14 protein-coding genes are annotated in these 20,183 nt (G+C 44.4%); all 14 read right to left on the bottom strand.

Annotated elements, in window-relative coordinates; all coding sequences use genetic code 11:
* Window positions 1–10: 10 nt before the first annotated feature.
* Window positions 11–2,188 (bottom strand): PilW family protein, encoded by a 2,178-nt coding sequence (locus tag DWW86_RS06485; RefSeq protein ID WP_117942613.1) that lies wholly within the window; start codon window positions 2,186–2,188, stop codon window positions 11–13.
* A 66-nt stretch (window positions 2,189–2,254) separates the two neighbouring features.
* Window positions 2,255–2,848, bottom strand: a complete 594-nt coding sequence (locus tag DWW86_RS06480; protein WP_117942612.1) for a prepilin-type N-terminal cleavage/methylation domain-containing protein — start codon at window positions 2,846–2,848, stop codon at window positions 2,255–2,257.
* A 30-nt stretch (window positions 2,849–2,878) separates the two neighbouring features.
* Entirely contained in the window at window positions 2,879–5,278 is a 2,400-nt protein-coding gene (locus tag DWW86_RS06475; RefSeq protein ID WP_117942611.1) for a type IV pilus modification PilV family protein, read from the bottom strand.
* A gap of 18 nt (window positions 5,279–5,296) precedes the next feature.
* On the bottom strand, window positions 5,297–6,886 hold the full coding sequence (locus tag DWW86_RS06470) for a type IV pilus modification PilV family protein (protein ID WP_117942610.1): 1,590 nt from the start codon (window positions 6,884–6,886) through the stop codon (window positions 5,297–5,299).
* A gap of 88 nt (window positions 6,887–6,974) precedes the next feature.
* On the bottom strand, window positions 6,975–7,892 hold the full coding sequence (locus DWW86_RS06465) for a hypothetical protein (protein WP_117942609.1): 918 nt from the start codon (window positions 7,890–7,892) through the stop codon (window positions 6,975–6,977).
* Between the two features lie 15 nt (window positions 7,893–7,907).
* Window positions 7,908–9,527: a type IV pilus biogenesis protein PilM gene (locus tag DWW86_RS06460; RefSeq protein ID WP_117942608.1), complete on the bottom strand. Its 1,620-nt coding sequence runs from the start codon at window positions 9,525–9,527 to the stop codon at window positions 7,908–7,910.
* A gap of 141 nt (window positions 9,528–9,668) precedes the next feature.
* Window positions 9,669–10,433 (bottom strand): prepilin peptidase, encoded by a 765-nt coding sequence (locus DWW86_RS06455; protein WP_117942607.1) that lies wholly within the window; start codon window positions 10,431–10,433, stop codon window positions 9,669–9,671.
* A gap of 77 nt (window positions 10,434–10,510) precedes the next feature.
* A complete protein-coding gene (locus DWW86_RS06450; protein WP_117942606.1) occupies window positions 10,511–11,020 on the bottom strand; it encodes a type II secretion system protein in 510 nt (169 codons plus the stop codon).
* Between the two features lie 154 nt (window positions 11,021–11,174).
* Window positions 11,175–12,389, bottom strand: a complete 1,215-nt coding sequence (locus DWW86_RS06445) for a type II secretion system F family protein (RefSeq protein WP_117942605.1) — start codon at window positions 12,387–12,389, stop codon at window positions 11,175–11,177.
* A 17-nt stretch (window positions 12,390–12,406) separates the two neighbouring features.
* Window positions 12,407–13,468 (bottom strand): type IV pilus twitching motility protein PilT, encoded by a 1,062-nt coding sequence (locus tag DWW86_RS06440; RefSeq protein WP_117942604.1) that lies wholly within the window; start codon window positions 13,466–13,468, stop codon window positions 12,407–12,409.
* A 97-nt stretch (window positions 13,469–13,565) separates the two neighbouring features.
* Window positions 13,566–15,260, bottom strand: a complete 1,695-nt coding sequence (locus tag DWW86_RS06435) for a GspE/PulE family protein (RefSeq protein ID WP_117942603.1) — start codon at window positions 15,258–15,260, stop codon at window positions 13,566–13,568.
* Window positions 15,261–16,099: 839 nt separating this feature from the next.
* Window positions 16,100–17,245 carry a hypothetical protein gene (locus DWW86_RS06430; protein ID WP_117942602.1) on the bottom strand — a complete coding sequence of 382 codons (1,146 nt, stop codon included), beginning with the start codon at window positions 17,243–17,245 and terminating at the stop codon, window positions 16,100–16,102.
* A 343-nt stretch (window positions 17,246–17,588) separates the two neighbouring features.
* Window positions 17,589–18,044 carry a PBECR3 domain-containing polyvalent protein gene (locus DWW86_RS06425; RefSeq protein ID WP_072521935.1) on the bottom strand — a complete coding sequence of 152 codons (456 nt, stop codon included), beginning with the start codon at window positions 18,042–18,044 and terminating at the stop codon, window positions 17,589–17,591.
* 162 nt (window positions 18,045–18,206) lie between these two features.
* Entirely contained in the window at window positions 18,207–20,003 is a 1,797-nt protein-coding gene (locus tag DWW86_RS06420) for an L-fucose isomerase (RefSeq protein WP_015542048.1), read from the bottom strand.
* Window positions 20,004–20,183 lie beyond the last annotated feature (180 nt).

Raw genomic sequence — 20,183 nt, 5'->3', positions numbered from 1 at the left:
ACAAACTTTCTCATTTATTTGTAACGGTAATATTTTTTGTAACTGTCACTTCTGCATCCAGAATTTTATATGTAGCAAACACTGGATAAGTAGCCGCCTGCCGCTTATTATATGGGTCAAACCTGACTTTATTATTTATTCCTGTTTTTGTCTCATTTGGAGTCATATTCCCACCGGTTCCATTATAATTTCCACTCCATGTGACCTTTGCATCAACCGGATTTCCATCCATATCTGTCAATGAAAGATAAAATTCTGCTGATTCGTTATATCCAATCTTATCCGGACCAACAATCTCCGCATGATATGCAGGAAGTACTGCTTTTACATTAAACGCTGCATTATAATTCGCATTATCTGTTGGGAAATTGTTGTTTGCACTCCAGAAAGTTCCAGTATATTTACGCAACTGAAGCGTAATCCGTACATCTTCCGGTTTCGTTGGTGCGTATATCCATCCCTGGCCATCTGCTGACAGATTCATTGTCTGATTGTTTGCCTGTACAGTCGTTTCTGCTTTATTTGCTACAATTGGAACATCTGATGCATTTCCACTCGCATCATAGACCTCAACTAATGCACGTAGCTGATAAGATTTCGTTACAGTGACCTCATCATTCTCTACTATCTGATGATTGTCTTCATCCCAGAGCTGAAGCTTTGTCTTCGATGATACTTTAAATTCTCTTTCAACATGCACAGTCTTTCCATTGTCCTTATTTACATAATCAGCACACAAAACAAAGCCATTTACTGCATTCACATCTACAGAAACTGTTTGATCCGTATTCTGACCGCCTCCCATTGAAATGCCTGCCGGTTTCCCTTTCAAAGACCATGTTACCGAATAATTCTGACCACTATCCTTTGGTTTAAAACGGAAACCATGATCATGATAGATTGTACACTGATAAGTTTCACCGGCTATAACTGTATCATACTTAGCATCACCACCCAAAATAATCTCCCCATCTGTCGGGACTGGTGTCGGCACCGGCGTACTTGTTGGTGCCGGTGTTGCAGTCGGCACCGGTGTACTTGTCGGGACCGGTGTCGCGGTCGGCTCCGGTGCCGCGGTCGGGGTCGGAGCGGCTTTTGCCGTAATCTGGATTGTTACCGGTGCGGACTCGATCCATTTGCCGGAACTTGTCTTCGCCGAAACTTTGACCGTGATTGATCCTGAAGCATTTCCGTTGATTGTAAGCCTGCTGTTGGTATGATCCTCGCCCGGGAAGCTTCCGTTCTGTCCGTCGCGTACTACCGTCCAGGTAATCGTTGACGGATCAATGCTGCCGTTTCCTGTCAGATCATAGGCAAGGTTATCGGAAGTACCCGGATCCATGGATGCCGGTACATAGGAAATACGGATTCCCACATCAGTCGGCTCTGTATCTTCAACGGAATCTGCCGGTTTCTTTACTTTTACTTTATTTCGAAGACTGACACTGTGCAGTGTCTCAATCTCTTTTTTTCCGTTTTCTGTGCTGAGCTGGAAACGCACGATATTGTCGGATTCCACTCTGGTAAGATCGGCACGGAAATCAAGAATACCTGTTGCAAGGACAGAACGCTTCACCTTTGTACGGGCATTACGCACATTTTGCTCTCCGTCATCTTCTTCATCCGGAGAAAATACTGCTGCATCTCCCTCATCCGCAGAAAATGCTGCTGTTTCTGTATCATCTTTTCCTGCCCCGTCAGAACTGCTTGAAGCTGTATATTCTCTCTGACTGTAATAAACAGTCGCATCTTCTTTATCCCAGTCGATCACATCGCAGATGTACTGGCTGGTGTTTCCATCGTTATTTTTGTATTCGTTGCAGACGATGAAAGTCTTGTTTCCGTCACTGTTTCCTGTGCCGCTCTGTTTGATATCATTTTTGATTGCGGATCCGATATTCTCACCTGTACCATTCGCATAATAAAGACTTCTGTTGGTGTCAATGATCATATCTTCCATTCTGTCGATCAGTTCCTGTGTCTCCATCTGTACCTTCGCACTGCTGGATGTACTTCTGTATGTATTGCTTCCGGTCGTAATAAAGGTCAGTACCACACCGGAAAAAATCGCAATGATCGCAACCGTAATAATCAGTTCGATCAATGTCAGTCCACGATTATCCGTCTGCATCTTCGCGATTCGATTTCTGAATTTTTCTGCTGTATTTTTTATTCTTCTTATCTTCATGGGATCTTCTCCTCCAAAAAATCACAAAATCGCAATTCATACAAAATGTATCTGCTTCACACAGAATTAATTATGTCCGGAAGTTATCTCATACTTGCCGGTCTCCTGAATCAGACTCAGTCTCTTGTAACGGCTGCCGCCACTGACTGTAATCTGTGTACAGTACTCCCCTGTTCTTGTAAGTGGGATATCCTCGCCTGCTGCCAGCACAGAAAGAATTTCTTTCTGCGTCCACGTTTTTTCCTGCAGCGGAAGGAATGCACCGGTTGCGCGGTCATATGTGATCACAATGCTGTCACCTGCACCAAGCTCCTGCGTTGTACCGGAACTGGTTGTATAACTGATCATTGTTTTTGCCGGAGCAATCTTTTCCGGCTGATCCTGCTTTACGTTTGACTCACCGCTCACTTTGCCGCGGTCCAGATAATAACTGATATAATAACCGTCTTCTCTTTTTTCCAGCTTCATCTCGCCGACCAGACGATTGGAAGCCTCTGTCTTTGTCTTATCCAGAGCTGCCGCGATCGAATTGGCAGCCCGGTTTACCCGAAAGCCCAGAATCGAATTAAGAGAAGGCACGATGATTCCAAGAAGAATGGCAAAAATACTGATGACAATGATCATTTCCACCAGTGTAAAGCCCTTGTTTTTGTTCTTCATGCTGCCCTCACCTCCTTCTTTTCTGTATATTTATTCTTTCTTCCAGTTCTCATAAGATACACAATCCGCTATGCTGTATGTATCCGAACCATTCAAAGTATCTTTCTTTCCTGAGGAAGCTGAATTTCCGAGTACGTATTTGTCACCTTCCCAGAAGAAATCCTGCGGTTTGATACTGTCTTTATCTCCATATGAGCTCATCTGTGCCTGAAATACTCTGGCAGCTTCCAGCGGTGCAGATTCAAGCTGCGCCCCTGACTTCAGAGTAATCGTACCCTTCGCCATAATGATTCCCTGGAATTTCACTCCTGCTTCAATTTCAACATCTCCGGTACAGACTACAAGACGAAGTTTGTCAGCATCATTTTCACTGATTTTCAGTGTCTTATTTACACCTGTTTCTCCGTTGTCATACATAATTGCCTGAAGACCGCCGTCTTCATCACTGGCAGTAAACACGTATTTCCCTGTACCATCTTTTACAGTATCCTTAATATATGAGACCATTTTTTTCTCATTTACAAGATTGTCATATACACTGCGGTCACTATCCGTTTCATCATGCATCGTTCCGCCGCCGTCTTCTTTGACTTCTTTATTCAGAAGGTCATAACTGGTGATCATCTTACGGTTCAGCGCATACCAGCTATTCTGATAACCCACCTCTTCCTGGAGGATCTTTTCGCCTGGATTGACGCCGGTCGCCTCCTCAAGGCTTCCCTGTGTATCCGCTCCACTGTAGGAGAGCACATTTCCGTTGGTGATATAACGCAGATAAGAATCTGCATCTTTCACCGTAATTCCGGAATCTTCCCCTCCGAAATAGAAAGAAAGATATTTGTCCATATTTATCTTGATAGTCGGATTGTTCTGATAATACATCTGCATAAAATCTGCTGACTTCTGTGCATCTGTAAAATTCAGATAAAAATAAACATATCCCGTCGCGCTGTTATCATTATAAAAAACAGCCTGCACCGGTTCAGTGCTGTCAACACCGATTTCACGAAGAGTCCTGCCTCCCCATGCTTCAACTGCAGTATCCCAGTTTACGGAAATCTCATCGGCACCGTTTAAATGTGTCAGATAGTCATCATAAGTCATTGGATTTCCGGATGCTCCGAGAATTTCAGCCGGTGCAAGGTAGGCAAGCTGCGTACCCTTAACAGTCAGACTCTCGCCCGTAACCACGTCATTGGTATTGGTCCGGTCATTTGCTTTTACTTTTGAACTTGCAATATAATTTCGTCCGGCAATCATCAGTTTCTGTGTATCGGAAAGATCCAGTGTCGTATTCTTGCCATTGACAACGATTGCACTGCTCAAAGCCGCTCCGCTCAGGCCAGACTGTATATACTGGTCTTTCGCCACACAGTCATCCGAAGTTGCAGATTCATAAGAACCATATCCATAATAATTACCACTGATCTTCACATTGTTATTTTTGCCTGCGATCGTAAGATCATCTGCAAAATATGTCGTTCCGGAAAGAGTGACATTCTTTACAGAAGCTGCATTCAGTCCACGTGCCCACAGATTGACACTTCCCCCACTGGTAAATGTAGAATTCAACCCTACGCTGATCTCACCTTTACATACAACTTTGTCTCCGGATTCCACATTCAGGCTTGCCCCGGATGTGACCTGGATACTGGTATCAGGATCAGTTGTCGCTGCGGCAGGCAGGTTGCCTGCATAAATACTTCCGTTGATGGAAGTAGGTGTACTCTCATTTCCCTCACAGATAATTCCCTTATCCGCTACAACGATCATATTCATAAGATCCGGCAGAGTAGACGGCGTCGGAAACTGAACTTCCGGAACAAGAAGCCTTATGTCCGTACAGATGATGGCTGCGTGTCCCTTTTCATCTACATAGATTACCTTAAGATTTTTCAGAAGGACTCCATTATTCTCTGTATTTTTGCCGACATTTTTGACTGCTTTCATCAAAGGGGCACTTCCGGCCGGATTGGTGATGATCAGAGATTCTTTTAATTCGTCATACTCCAGATCCACATATCCGCGGAGTCTCTCCATATTATAAATATTATCTTCTGTCTTCGACACACGGAGAGTCCGCATAAGTTCCTTGATAAAACGATCCTGAAAATCGTTCTGGCGCTGCCTGTCCATGGAAGAATCCTGTGAACGGTTCTCTTTATTATAAGTTTCGAGCACCTGCGTATATGCTTTGGACATGGCATTGCCCACATCTTCCTGAAGACCGGTACGGATTTCCTCCAACGCGCGCTCAGCCGTGTAAAAACTATCCTTGCCTTTCAGATCCGTAACTTTCATATTAAAGTTTGCAAGTGCAATATAAAGCACCAAAAGCCCAAGAATTCCCACAAAAGAAACCGCGATCAGTACGGTAAAAAGTGAAAAGCCCTGATTCTGCTGTCTTTTTGTCTTTGTGATGTTTCTCATTGTTTCCTCCCCGGAGGTCTAGTCTTCTTTTGCTCCGTCCAGCGTCACAACAAGATCGCTGTCAGGAAAATTCTTTGCGGCAGCTCCCGCTTTATATACGCTTACCTTGGCAGTATAAATGCGGTCTTCCGCTTCCCGGTCATCCAGACTGTTACAGTCCAGTACTTTCTTTGCTGATGCATTTGTCACCTTCGCCCCTTTGGTGCCTTTATCATTGACCGCCTGATAAGTCAGGGACATCTGGCTGATCTTCGGACGGTTCAGCACTTCATTCATATCGCTGATGTTGTAATCAAGGTTTGTGCGAAGTTTTGTAACGGCCTTATAAAGACTCGGGTTTGTATTCCAGTTGCTCTTGTTTCTCGCAGCCGGATTCTCATTGACAGTCAGAGACATACGATACTGTGCTTCCTGCGCAGAAGTCGGTACATTATTTGCCTCATCTCTCTGCTTCGTCACATGAAAATTGACTTCATAGTTTGTCGTGTTATCCAGTATGATCTTGTCATATGGATTTGTCGCACTGGTTGAATTGTAGTTCGGATAATAAAAAATAAAAATATTTTTCAGTGCTTCCCCCGTCTCAGAGCTGTAAAATGGTACATATGCACTCTTGTATGTACAGAAACATCCCGGAACATCTTCGTCTTCACCTTTGCCGCCACATGGGCAGAGGCTCATGGTTTCATACTTTGTTCCACCGGATTTCTTATAGTCGTACGCGCTTAAGACATATCTTGCCTCAGCCCTGACCGTTCCGCCACTCTCCTCGATCTTGATATACAGCGTTCTCTTTGTATATTTGTAGACATCCTTCCAGTCCAGTGGCTGATAGGTATCACTGTCTGCCGCATTATTTCCGGCATCCGTATTCATTTTATCGATCGCGGCACTTTTCTGTCCTGCCACCATCTGCTGCATGGCATCTTCATCCCAGTTACGCGGCATGATCAGAAATGCATTTGTCTTGCTGTCCATATCAGAAATCTTCGGTGCAAGATAATCGTTCTTTCCGGTTCCTGTACCGGTGACAGTCTTTTCTTTGTATCCGGAACTTTCGCTTCCATCAAACTCTACCAGCGCATCAAAACTCTCATGATTCACTGTCACATTCGTTAATTCGAAATAATATTTCGATGCATTGGAACCTTTTTTTCGCGGATTAAACTTATAAGTCTTGCCGCCATCTGTCGAGATCACCGATGCCGTCACTTTGGATTCATCCATTCCATCCCTGTACTGACTGACGGAATTATAAGTTGTTCCGCCATTTCCGGAAGCTTTCAGGACTTCACGTATTCCAAGTTCCCCGCTTTTTATCTTATCTTTCTGTGGATTCAAAAAACTGATTCTTGTATCACCATTTAAATCAAACGGATAGTTAAATGCCAGTGAAACTTCCTCGAAAGTTTTTGCCTTGACTTCCTCCATGATGTTCTGCGCTGCTGTCGTTGCTTCCAGATAAAGATTTGATTTGCGGTTGATCCGGCTGGAAGTAACAAATCCCTGCAGGAGTACAATTGCCGTTATGGAAAAAATACTGACTGCGATAATGACCTCAAGAAGCGTCATTCCGGCATTCGGATTTTTTCTTTTTTGCTCATTCATAGGGCTGCTGCCACTCCTTTCCAGAATGAAGTATCGATATATAGACAGATAGAGGGGCTTATATTTTCCCCTCTAACATACATGCATATTATGACTGACCCTGACCATCAGCAGGAGCTGCTGTTTCGTCTGTATTTTCTCCTTCCTGACCGTTGTCACTCTGGCCGTCACTGCCATCTCCTTCAGATGCCTGATCTGCATTTGCCGCTGCCGCCTGTTCAAGCGTTCCGAACAGATTGCCGGTTCCGTATGCCACCTGACCGGCATCCGGTTCTGTATAGCTGTTTCCTGTTCCCGTCATGGAAAACATGTTGACTACAATACTTCCTGTCAGATAGCCGGTAGAGGTATCGTAGGATGCATTCATATTATCTACCGTAAGTCTTCCGGTCTGCTCTGCAAGATATGCGATTACATCTTTCAGATTCTCATATGTTCCGGTAAACTGCATGGTATCCTGTGTACGGTAAAGCACCGGTGTCTGTGAAGTACTGTCCGCCTGTGCTGCTGCCGCGTCTGAAGCATTCTGAAGATCTTCGGCCGCCTGACTGTCCGTACCTTCAATCTCATCAATCTGCTCCTGCGTCTGTGCATTTGCCTGCTCTGACATTGTCGCGTTCTGCTCTGCGATCTCTTCTTCTGTACTTCCGTCGATTGAAGCTACAAACTCTTTGGTCGCGATTCCGACATTGGAAATCTGCATTCCGATATTATTTTCTATATTCTGTGCAAGTACGATGCCGTTTTCTTCTTTTACATCGGAAGGAAATTTCGCTACATATTCGTTGATTTTGCTCTGGGCACTCTCTGTCTCGCTGATATAAAAATCTTTGTTTTTCGCAAGCTCCAGAAGATTGGACAGACGTTCTTCGAGTGGTTTGTTTGCCGCCTCGATATTCGCTGCTTCCTCCATCTGCGGACGATACCCGAAAAACCAGCCCAGTCCGAATACCGCTACACCGGAAAACATCAGTAATAATTTTTTGTCACGCATGGAAATGTTCATGTCCCGTCTGCCTCCTTATTCTTCGGTATTATCCAGTGGTGCCGGATTTGCATAGGTACAGATCACACTCATCGCCACAGTTCCGGCCTCATCCTCCTCAAGTCCTGTCGTCGTGACTGTCGCAAGGCTTTCGAAGGTACGAAGCTGCATCAGGGCATTCGCTGCTGCAGATTTACTTGAAACACGCATAGTGAAGCTGACCTGTGAACCGTCAGAACTGAATGTCTCCAGTGTGATGTCGGACGGCATCTTCTGTTCCATTTCTTCAAGAAATTCCTTCAGCCCTTCATTCGGGGTGTTGGTGTACTGGTACATATTCTGATAGTTATTAAACTGCTCCTGCGCAGTATTGTATGCATTGTAAATTTCTTCAATAGAGCTTTCCTCATCGATTCGCTGATTGAGGTAATCCTGCTGATGCTGCTGATATACACGGCTTGCCACACCTGCCACCGTCAGTGCCACACCGGCTGCCACACCTACTGCGCAGATCAGGATCGCACCACTTAAAGAATCCTTGTTTTCTTTCTTTTTGCGGGTTACCTTTTCCATAAGGTTTACACCGGAACGTGTTGCCGCAAAAACGGATGTATAAAGATAGATTCCCTCTCCTTCCGGGAAATCCGGACATGTACAGCCGCGGATCGCGTAAAGTATTTCCACGTTCTGTCCGAGTTCGTTGGAAAGCAGACGGTTCATTCCCTTGATTCCCGCACCAAGACCGCAGATTGAAATGGAAAGAAATATCGCATCTGCATTACGGGAAGTATAATAATCCATAATTCGTGAAACGTTGCCGATCAAATAACGGAAACTCTCAGTCACTTCTGCGCGGGCATTTTCGAGCAGTTCTTCCTGCGGATCTGTTCCTGTGTAGCCTGCCCAGTTCAGCGTGTCCTGAATACAGTGCTCATCGTGCAGTACTGCCAGAGCATCCTGCTGACTCAGATCTTCACCAAACTGAGGAAAGGAACGTACTGTCTCGACCGCACTGTCGACACCATAGTTGATGTTTCGCTGCAGTGTAAGTTCTCCGTTTTTGATGATACTGATACTGGTTGAATCAAACTCAATCTTGACCAGCATATGTAATCCATCCGCAAAAGTCGTCTTGACTGCGGAATAAACGCTGTCACCGGTAAATCCGATACCTGTCATATTAAGGCCTGCAACCTCTGCAAATTCACGGAAGGCAGTCGAGATCGCCGTCGGTGCCGCATAGACCATCAGATGATACTGGCGAACAGCACCTCCTGTCTCCTGTTCCTTTGATTCAATATCAATAATACTATAGGAAAGTACGTAGCCGGAAATATCAATCGGGAAATAATCCGTTGCATTTTCCTGGATAATGTTTTGAATCTTGTCTTTCTTGACAAACGGAATACGGACCTCCCTGCTGGCTATCCTTGAAGAACCTGCCGCAAAAAATACCTTTTTGGTTTTGATTCCCCGTCTGATAAGTTCTGCTTTCAGAAGTTTTCCGAGGCTTTTTGTATCACGAATCTGTCCGTCATCTACGGCTCCCTGCGGAACAGGCAGTACAAAACAGTGATAAATATGCTGGCCGCGGCTGTCAACCTCTGCCACACGAAGCTGTGCTGTATCAATTTCTATCGTCAAAATTTTCGCCATTTTCAGGTTTCCTCCGTTTATACGATTAAAATCCGAAGATTCTTTTTTATTCTGGCATTCAGTCACAAAAATATAGTTTCTGTATCTCACAGAAAGTATATTTTTATAACCGAAAGTATTTCTCTCAGTTATAAATAGCTGTTACAGACCCAGAAGGGAAAGATACCAGCCGATCCATGCATTGCCCCATAGTGCCGCCAGAAAAATTCCGGCAGAAAGATACGGTCCCATTGCCAGCATATGGCCGGCACCGCTTACCTTAATGCGGATTGTATGTACGACTGAACCAATGATACATCCAAGCAAAAATGCAAGAATGATCTGTTTCCATCCGAGGATCAGCCCGCAGGCTGCCATAAGCTTGATATCACCGCCGCCGATCGCCCTGCCGCCGCTTAACAGGAACAAAATTTCCAGAAAAGCGCTGACGCAGACAGCACCGATCAGATGGGAAATCAGATTTCCCCGGTCTGATACGGTTGCTGCGATACCGATAAAAAACAGAAATACATTGATCCCAAAGGGAATTTCATATGTGCGCCAGTCGATCAGGCTGAGTGTCAGAAGTGCCGATGTCATCAGACAATACAAAAGACTTGACCAGTTCAGTCCATTGACTGCACATACCAGTACATAAAGAACACCGTTCAGTGCCTCTATGATCGGATACTGCACAGAAATCTTTGATTTACAGTTACGACATTTTCCACCCAGTACGATCCAGCTGAATACAGGAACCATGTCGTACCATCGAAGCTTCCTCCCACAGGTCATACAGTGGGAGGGCGCCGTAATGATGGACTCATGCAGCGGAAGCCTGTAAATACAGACATTCAGGAAGCTGCCGATCACGATTCCAAATATAAAGATTATAATGTATGGAATTGAATCGAGGAAAAGAAGCATAGGGAATTCCTTTCAGGGGGTGTGTTTGTTTAGTAAGCAGATAAATACTACTGATGTTTCAGTAATTTAAGCTGTTTTTATTTTCCGTCTGCTGTGGCAGCTGAAGAGTTAGCTGTTTTACTTTCCATATAAGTTTTAAAGCTTGAAGTATCTGGTCCATAATTTACAGATGTGCCACCGTCTTTGTTTACCTCAACTTCTGCTGTGATATCGGAAGCAGTACCATCACTTTTCCATTTTTTAGATTTAGTTGTAGTAGATGCCCACTTCGGAATAGCAGAATTAAGTTCAGTTTTCAGTTCGTTGGTAATATTACTAACTTGAGTTGTTCCACTACTGGAAGACGGAATAGTAACAGTATACTTGCCTGCCGGAAGATCATTATCCGGATCTGCTGCAAAAACTTTGATTACTTTTACGATTTCATCCATATTGGAAGCATCTGCAGCTTTTCTTGATTTCTCAACATATTTTGTATACTGAGGTGCAAGAAGTCCTACCAGGATTGCAAGAATAGCGATTGCGATTACAAGTTCTACAAATGTAAAACCTTTGTTGTTTTTCTTTTTGTTAAGAAGTTTAAACATTTTTGATACATCTCCTTCGTTTATATTGTATTTCCCCTAACTCTCATTCAGCCACCGGGAAATTTATGATGAACACAGGACCCCCATGCAATTCCTGCGCCACATCCTGAAAATTATGCGGAAACTTTTAACGCGGTTCCCAATCGCAAGTGCATTACAGCGAGCCAAGACCATCATACATCGATCTAATCGGCATAAGCACGGCGATGACCAGTGTACCGACGATCAGTGCCATAAATACGATGATCAGCGGTTCCATTGCCGCAAGGACGCTCTGTGTCGTGATCTCGACTTCTTCGTCGTAGTAATCCGCCAGTTTGCTGAGCATTTCTTCCATATTACCGGTTTCTTCACCGATTCCGGTCATATGGCAGACCATCGGAGGAAACACTTCACTTGCCGCAAGCGGCTCAGACAGCGGAATACCTTTCATTACTTCTTCTTTTGCCTTCTGTAAAGCATTCTTATAATGAATGTTGTTGATGATCTTTGACACAGTGTCGAGGCATTCCGTCGTGGAAATACCTGCCGCCATCAGAGTACTCATCGTACGCGCAAACTGCGCACACGCAGACTTGACGGTCAGCTTACCAAAGAGTGGGATCTTCATCTTGATGTAGTCGATTTTCAGTCTTCCCTGCTCTGTCCCATAGATCAGCCTGTAAATAATAACCACCGCTGCAACTACCGCAAGGATCACATACCAGTGACTGGCCGTCCATTTGCTGACATTCATAACGCCCATCGTCAGCGCCGGCATCTCGATATCGAGATCTGCAAACATATCAATAAAAATCGGAATAACATACAAAAGCATAACCGCAATAACACCGATAACCGCGCAGATCAAAATGATCGGATAGATCGTCGCCTTGCGGATCGTTGCCTTTAGCTTCGCTTCTTTTTCAAAATGTGTTGCCATTCGGTTAAATGACATTTCCAGACTACCGGAGGATTCACCTGCCGCCACCATATTGACCAGCATCGGCGGGAAAATATCCGGAATCGATGCCATGGAATCTGCCAGTGTATTACCCTTTTCTACATTGACCAGTACATCGGCAGTCGCTTTCTTCAGCCATTTGTTTTCTGTCTGCTCTGTCATCATCTGCAGCGCTTCTTTCATGGGCACACCTGCCTGCGTAATGCTGACAAACTGCCGGCAGAACACACTTAAGTCTCGTGGCTTGACTTTCTTTCCGATGGAAAAATCAATGTCTTTATTTAAAGCTCCCTGTTCTTTGATCTCAACAGGGAAAAGCCCGTCTTTTTTTAGCTGCTGTGAAACCGCATCACGGTTTTCCGCGTCCATTCTGCCACGTTTTTCTTTGCCTTTTTCATCGACGGCAACATAAGTATAACCGGGCATCTGCTCAGTCCTTTCTGTTAAATCTCAAAATTCACCTTACGGTTCATCGCAACCGGATCCTGTGCATAAGTCACTACCGCATCCTGACTGATCTCACCTCTTATAAAGAGATCATATAAGGCATCATCCATCGTGATCATCCCGGCTCTCCTGCTTGTCTGCATGACAGACGGAATCTGGAAAGTCTTACCCTCACGGATCAGATTGCGGACCGCATTGTTTGCAAACAATACTTCCAGTGCAGCTACCCTGCCTCCATGTTCCTTACGGATGAGCTGCTGGGAAACCACGCATTCGAGGACTGCCGCAAGCTGGATACGGATCTGCTGCTGCTGATCCGGCGGAAATACATCGATAATTCTGTCGATGGTTTTGTCCGCTCCGATCGTATGCAGTGTCGAAAATACGAGATGTCCTGTCTCCGCCGCTGTGATCGCAGTCGAAATGGTCTCAAGATCCCGCATCTCTCCGACCAGAATGACATCCGGGTCTTCACGTAAAGCCGCACGGAGCGCTGCTCCATAGCTTCCGGAATCACTTCCGATCTCACGCTGGTTGACAATGGATTTGTCATGCCGGTGAAGATACTCGATCGGATCCTCCAGTGTAATAATATGATAAGGATATTTCTGGTTAATTACATGAAGCAGGGATGCCAATGTCGTGGATTTACCGCTTCCGGTAGGCCCGGTAACAAGGACAAGTCCCCTCTTACGGTTCGTGACCTCTACTACTTCTTTTGGGATACCGAGACTCTGTGGCTCGGGAATCTCAAACGGAAGGCATCGCATAACGGATGCCAGCGTGCCTCTCTGCTGAAAAACATTGACACGAAAACGGCCCACCCCAGCTATGGCGTAGGCAAAGTCGGTCTGACCGTCGCGCTTTAACTCTTCTTTGTGCCGCTCTTCCATAATCGGAAGAAGAAGCTCTTTCAGAGTATCCGGCATCAGCCTTTCACCCTCGATGGCACTTAAGACGCCATCGATACGGTAACATGGCGGTTTGCCCACGGTAAAGTGGACGTCAGACGCATTTTCTTCTATGGATCTCTGTAAAAGATCTTTCAGATCATACATGAATTACTACCTGATTTCTATAATTTTTCAGTTCATACTGCATTTCTCTGTGCAGATGAATTATTGCTGTTCATTCTGCCCACAATAACGATACATCTTATTCTTCATAAGAAGCCTTCAGCATTTCGCCGATAGAAGTAACTCCCTCGAGTACATAGCGGATGCCATTCTCACGAAGTGTATGCATGCCGTTCTTCTTGGCTGCTGCAATCATTTCCTCAGTCGTTGCATCGTCTGCGATCAGCTTACGCATCTCTTCATTGACCTCCATGATCTCAAATACACCGGTTCTTCCGAAATAGCCTGTATTATTACAGAGTTTGCAGCCACCCGGCTCATAAATCTCAACTTCTTCTGCAAGAGAACGTTTCAGAATAAGTTTTTCTTTATCTGTTGCAGGGTGTTTTTTACGGCAGTGCGGACAGAGCTTGCGGACAAGTCTCTGTGCAATAACACCGATGATCGCATCGGAGATCAGATAACGGGCAACTCCCATATCAGCCATACGGTTCAGCGTACCGACTGCATTGTTGGTATGCATGGTCGAAACAACTAGGTGACCGGTGATGGAAGCCTGTACTGCAATCGAAGCAGTCTCCTGATCTCGGATTTCACCTATCATAATGATATCCGGATCCTGACGCAGGATGGAACGAAGCGCTGATGCAAAAGTCAGATCAACTTTGTTGTTTACCTGAATCTGGTTGATGCCCTCAAGATCTGCCTCGACAGGATCTTCAACTGTTACAATATTGACAGCTTCTTTATTTAAGGCACTGAGTGCTGTATACAATGTCGTAGATTTACCACTTCCAGTAGGTCCGGTAACAAACATGATTCCATACGGCTTTGCAAGCATGTGTTGCAGAGTTGCCATCTCTTTCTGATCCAGACCGAGTTCTTTAATATCTCTGGTCAGATTCAGTTTCGAAGAGATACGCATAACAATCTTCTCGCCGTGAACAGTCGGAATCGAAGAAATACGGATATCGTATTCCCGGCGGTCAACCATAACGGACATACGTCCGTCCTGCGGCTTTCTTTTTTCCGAAATGTCCATCCCGCCCATAATCTTGATACGGGTGGAGATTGCCGGAAGGAGACTGTTGTCGTAGACCATTTTTTCATAGAGAGCACCGTCAATACGGTAACGCACACGAACTTTTGTCTCCAACGCTTCGATATGAATATCGCTGGCTCTCTGTCGTACCGCCTGCTCGATCAGGGAACGTACCAACTGTACGATCGGGGCATCACTGACATCGGTCTCTGTTGCCTCTTCCACATTTCCACGAAGCTGCTCTCGTTCACGTGTAAATCGTCTCGCAGCATCCATGTTTTCGGACGCACCATAGCAGCGGTCGATTGCCGCCAGTATGTCACGCGGTGTCGCAATATATGGTTCCACCTGCAGGTTCGTGACGATTGAAATATCATCGATTGCTGCCATGTCCATCGGATCAGCCATCGCAAGATGCAGAATATTCGCATTGTACGGGTCAAGTTCAAAAGGAATACACTGGTATTTTTTAAGAAGGTTGACACTGACCAGGCTACGGACTTCCTTCGGAATCGTCACACCGGTAAGTTCGATCATCTTAAGTCCGAGCTGCGTCTGAAGCGCCCTGGCAATCATTTCTTCAGTGATAAAGCCATTCTCTACAAGAACTTCACCGATCTTTTTGCCGGTTCCTTTCTGCAGTTCCAGTGCTTTTTTCAGTTTTTCTTCGGTAAGAACGTCCTGCCTGATGAGCAGATCACCAAGCCTCATTCTCTCTCGTCTTAATGCCACAATGTCATCTCTTTCATTTTTTTATTCAACATAAAGTACTTTATGTCACAATTAGCCTATTGGAAAATAGATATGATAAATTTACCATGACTTACATTTCATGTCAATAAATCGTATTTATTTGAACTAAAATTGCATGAAATTTCACATTTATGTAGAATATTTTCCTACCTAATATTAAAACTGACCTTTTGGATAATCCATAGTTCCAGGTGGCAGCCCAAATCAGGCCATCTGGATAGTCTATATGATGGCAAGTATAATACAAGGTAACCACATCTCAGGCCTGTCGTTGACTCTTATAATAGTATCTACTATACAAGGTAACCAAATCTCAGGCTGTGAATGACTCTGATAATAGTAAGTACAATACGAGGTAACCAAATTTCCGGCCGTGAATGACTCTGATAATAGCAAGTACTATCTTGGTCCGCAAAATTATGCTAAACAAATACCCTAAGCCATAGTAAGTTGAAATTGAGTCCACAAAATCTCAATAAATCGGATGACTTATATCGTAGCAAGTGTATTTCAAGTCATCGCAAACACTGAAATCGGATGATTTATATTGTAGTAAGTCTATTCCGAGGCATTGCAAACACTAAAATTGGATGACTTATATTGTAGTAAGTCTATTCCGAGGCATTGCAAACACTAAAATTGGATGCTTCAAGCATAAGCAACTTCCATCAGAGTCAACGGAAGTCCCAGAATCCGTTGATTCCAGTTTTAGTAAGTGCAACGCATGTCAACAACTCTCACCGAAAATTCATTTTTAATGCAAAAAGAGAAGCCTTTTCAGGCCTCTCCTCTGTAAACTTATGAATCATCATGACTTCTTATCGTTTCTTATAATGATAGATCAATAATCCTGCTACTGCCAGAACTGCTGCCGCAATAATCCAGATAAACGGATTCTGGTACCAGTGGCTGGATGTGCTTCTGACATCCTGTCCGGAAGCCTGACGGCTCTCGGCATCTGTCGCATCCTGTGCAGCTTCTGTATTTTCTTTTTCCGGTTCAACTGTCGCTGTTACTTCCGGTGTCTCAGTCGGCCCGGTAGCTGCGGTCGACACTGGGTTCTCTGTCGGCTCAGTTGTTACGGTCGGCGCCGGGGTCTCTGTCGGCTCAGTTGTTGCGGTCGGTGCCGGTGTCTCGGTCGGTTTCGGAGTTGCGATCACTTTCGGTGTCGCGGTCGCTTTCGGTGTGGTTGCCGTCGCTGATTTTTCCGTTGTTTTCGAAGCTGCTGCCACTCCTGAATCCTCGACCGGCTCTGCGCCGACTGCATTTTCTGTTGCCGCTCCTGCATCAACTGCCTCTTCTGTCACCGGTTCAGCATCAACGCTTTCTTTCTGCGCTTCCGGATGTTCTTTCAGCCATTCTTCTGTTTTCTCCAGATCCATCCAACCCTCAGTTCCATCTACCGTTGTCACACCCCAGTAACTACCATCAACCATTTCGGCATCTTCAGTAATATGAAGTATTTCGCCATTCTCGATATCACGCACACCCGGAACTTCGCCGTATTTCTCTCCCGGTCCCTGATAAAGCTTCTGCGTGCCTTCTTCTGCATAAGCTTTTACATCATAATCCGCACTATAATTTACATGATCCTTTCCTGCAATATACAGTTCTGAGTCAATGGCTTCCTTCCGGGACTGCGCCGGACGGCATTCATCCAGCGGTGCATAACCTTTCATCTTGTGATATTCTGTATATCCCCATGTCCGGTTATTCTCTTTATCTTCAACCTCTCCTGTAATATGAAGTGCTGTACCATTTGGTATCTGCTCATCATTCAGCTTCGTCGAATCAAAATCCGGCTGTGAATAAAAATCAATTCCTCCTGCCTTTGATTCCACGATCATATAATAGTCTGTGCTGTAATCCGGTTCTGTCTTACCTGTCTGCACGTCTGCCATGACATTGACGCTCATAAACAGTCCCACCAAAATGACCAGAAGACTTTTTGCCAGTTTCTTCATTTTGTTTTCTCCCCTTCACTCCATACATCTTCCGTATTTTTCTTAAAGTTATATCTTTTTGAAATCCTGAACTTATCATATCACAGACACAGCACAATGATAATCCTTTTTTGTCATAAAAAAGAAATAAAAAACTGATGTTTTTCGACACAAAAAAAGAGCTGCCACCACTCAGATTCTTTACATCCGTATGGCAACAGCTCTTAATAAACAAATAAAATAGGTAGGGTGACAATCCTACATCTCTTTTAAGACCCATATGGCGCGACGGCTGCCTGTTCCGTCCTCAGATTTTATTTGTTTATATTCTTATATGTTTATTATATTCTATTCTCCCTGAAAGTCAAATATTTTTATCTGGTAAATATTTCCATGCACGTCCTTTATCGATGTAATGAGATAATTGTGCATCCATTAAAGGATACATTGTTCTATATGAGAGCTTCCCATCTCCCGAAATTCTCACTGCGACTGAGATATGTGCCGAAAACTCTTTAATGAACGAAATACTATCGTCTTTGGGATGAATACTTATATAATCCGGTTTTTGAATAATCTCTGGAATCTTTTCAAAACATTCTTGATATTCTACATCAGACATAAAATCATTCTTATGACGTTCTGTATGCGCAACACGATTAGCCCAGAAAATTATTTCCTGCTTTGCTGAAATGATATCCGTCAAGTCTGGTCTTTTCTTTAATATAAATTCAGCAACTTCAGAACTTAGTTTTCCCAGAGAGACACATTTTATATCTTTTGTAAATATTTCTTTATTCAGTTTTGAAACTGTAAGCATTTATTCTATACCTTATACTTGTAGCAGTTCATTTTGTTCTATGTTTACTATAGCATATTTCTATTTATAATTTAAACAAATCTCTCCCTGAAATACAACGACCCCGGAGGATTCTCCGAGGTCATTGCGTTTATCATGGCGTTTCAAATAAAGCCTGTTTTATTATTTGTACAGTGGTCCGTAGTTCTTGCATGCACGGAAGTCTGCACCTTCTTTATCCATTCCGAATGCATTCCATGCTGCCGGACGATAGATATCTTTTTCCGGTACGTTGTGCATGGATACCGGGATACGAAGCATAGAGCACATTGTGATCAGGTCAGCTCCGATATGTCCGTAGGAGATAGCACCGTGGTTAGCTCCCCAGTTGTTCATTACATCATAAGCTGTTTTGAACGGTCCCTCTTTGCCATCGCATCTTGGAGCGAACCATGTACACGGCCATGTGTAGTCTGTACGTTTCCAGAGTTTGTCAGATACTTCTGCCGGAAGAGCTACTGTCCATCCTTCAGCGATCTGCAGAACCGGTCCAAGTCCTTTTACAAGGTTCAGACGGATCATTGTTGCAGGCATCTGAGCTTTTGTTTCATAACGGCTGGAGTATCCGCCTCCACGGAAGTATCCGTTGTCGGCCATACACCATTCTGTGTTATCCATGATTGCTTTCTGGTCTTCTTCTGTGATATCCCACCACTGTTTCATAACAGCATTGCCGTTTTCATCTTTTGCTTCGCCGTTAGCGTCGAGGCATGCAGCACCGGAGTTGATCAGGTGAAGGAATCCGCCAGCTTCTTTAGCTACGCCTTCAAGGTCATATCCTGTAGCTTTCTTAACAGCCTCCGGGCTCCAGTATGTACGAACGTCAGCGAAGATCTGAGCTCTGTTTGTAAGAAGTTTCATGAACATCATTCCAAGACCATTAAGAACGTCATTCTCTGTAGCGAGGATGTATGGCTCACGAGCTCCGTTCCAGTCGAAGGATGTGTTCAGCATAGCTTCTGCGAAGTCACCGTTTGGATAGAAGTCTGTCCACTGTCTCTGTCCCTGGAAACCAGCTGCCAGAGCGTTGTGTCCGATTGCTTCTTCGGAGAATGCCGGGTCAAGATTATCGCAGCCGTTCATCAGCTCTTTGATGATAACTGCCATCTTAACTACGAATTCAAACTGCTCTTCTTTCTTTTCTGGAGAGAACTGCAGTTCTTCTGGGTTTTTATCCCAACCGATCTTACATGTTTCTTTTGCCCATTTGAGAGCTTTTTCGAATTCTGCGTGATCGTAGATACCTTCTGTCATACGACGGATGATTTCTACCTCGTCAACGGATTCAACACGCATTCCAAGATAGGATTCGATGAAATCGGAATCAATGATAGATCCGCCGATACCCATTGTAACAGAACCGATCTGCAGGTAAGATTTACCTCTCATGGATGCTGCTGCAACTGCTGCGCGGCCAAATCTCAGTAATTTTTCTTTAACGTCATCCGGGATAGATGTGTCATCAGCTTCCTGAACATCATGTCCATAGATACCGAATGCCGGAAGACCTTTCTGTGCATGTGTAGCAAGAACGGATGCAAGGTAAACTGCTCCTGGTCTTTCTGTTCCATTGAATCCCCATACAGCTTTGATTGTCTGCGGATCCATGTCCATTGTCTCTGCACCGTAGCACCAGCAAGGTGTAACTGTAAGTGTGATGTCTACGCCTGCTTTACGGAATTTATCAGCACATGCTGCGCTTTCACCAACACGTCCGATTGTGGTATCAGCAATAACAACCTGAACCGGTTCTCCGTTAGAATATTTTAAATTTTCTTCGAAAAGCTTTGCAGCGGACTTAGCCATGTTCATTGTCTGTTCTTCAAGAGATCCTCTTACGTCAAGGGCTCCTCTACGACCATCGATGGTTGGTCTGATACCGATAACCGGATAGCTGCCTACTAATCTGCTCTTTGCCATGATTGATTACCTCCATTTAATTTATGAAATAGATTGTTTTCAAGAAGTTTTCACTAAAAAACTTCATTGTTTCCTATATTTCATAGTATACAATTGCCAAAGCAGAATTACTTGTGATATAATAGCAAAAAACAGTACAATATTCACTTTTTTTAATTATTTTGTAAAAAATCTATAAAC

Origin of the sequence: Ruminococcus sp. AF17-22AC, assembly GCF_003460065.1 — a bacterium.
In the GTDB taxonomy this organism is placed as follows: domain Bacteria; phylum Bacillota; class Clostridia; order Lachnospirales; family Lachnospiraceae; genus Blautia_A.
The sequence above is the reverse complement of the archived record's forward strand: the minus strand, read 5'-3'. Positions and strand labels throughout refer to the sequence as shown.

Bases quoted from the DNA above. Each gene is read 5' to 3' on its own strand.
- DWW86_RS06485 (WP_117942613.1), bottom strand. From the start codon at position 2,188: ATGAAGATAAGAAGAATAAAAAATACAGCAGAAAAATTCAGAAATCGA.
- DWW86_RS06480 (WP_117942612.1), bottom strand. From the start codon at position 2,848: ATGAAGAACAAAAACAAGGGCTTTACACTGGTGGAAATGATCATTGTC.
- DWW86_RS06475 (WP_117942611.1), bottom strand. From the start codon at position 5,278: ATGAGAAACATCACAAAGACAAAAAGACAGCAGAATCAGGGCTTTTCA.
- DWW86_RS06470 (WP_117942610.1), bottom strand. From the start codon at position 6,886: ATGAATGAGCAAAAAAGAAAAAATCCGAATGCCGGAATGACGCTTCTT.
- DWW86_RS06465 (WP_117942609.1), bottom strand. From the start codon at position 7,892: ATGAACATTTCCATGCGTGACAAAAAATTATTACTGATGTTTTCCGGT.
- DWW86_RS06460 (WP_117942608.1), bottom strand. From the start codon at position 9,527: ATGGCGAAAATTTTGACGATAGAAATTGATACAGCACAGCTTCGTGTG.
- DWW86_RS06455 (WP_117942607.1), bottom strand. From the start codon at position 10,433: ATGCTTCTTTTCCTCGATTCAATTCCATACATTATAATCTTTATATTT.
- DWW86_RS06450 (WP_117942606.1), bottom strand. From the start codon at position 11,020: ATGTTTAAACTTCTTAACAAAAAGAAAAACAACAAAGGTTTTACATTT.
- DWW86_RS06445 (WP_117942605.1), bottom strand. From the start codon at position 12,389: ATGCCCGGTTATACTTATGTTGCCGTCGATGAAAAAGGCAAAGAAAAA.
- DWW86_RS06440 (WP_117942604.1), bottom strand. From the start codon at position 13,468: ATGTATGATCTGAAAGATCTTTTACAGAGATCCATAGAAGAAAATGCG.
- DWW86_RS06430 (WP_117942602.1), bottom strand. From the start codon at position 17,245: ATGAAGAAACTGGCAAAAAGTCTTCTGGTCATTTTGGTGGGACTGTTT.
- DWW86_RS06425 (WP_072521935.1), bottom strand. From the start codon at position 18,044: ATGCTTACAGTTTCAAAACTGAATAAAGAAATATTTACAAAAGATATA.
- DWW86_RS06420 (WP_015542048.1), bottom strand. From the start codon at position 20,003: ATGGCAAAGAGCAGATTAGTAGGCAGCTATCCGGTTATCGGTATCAGA.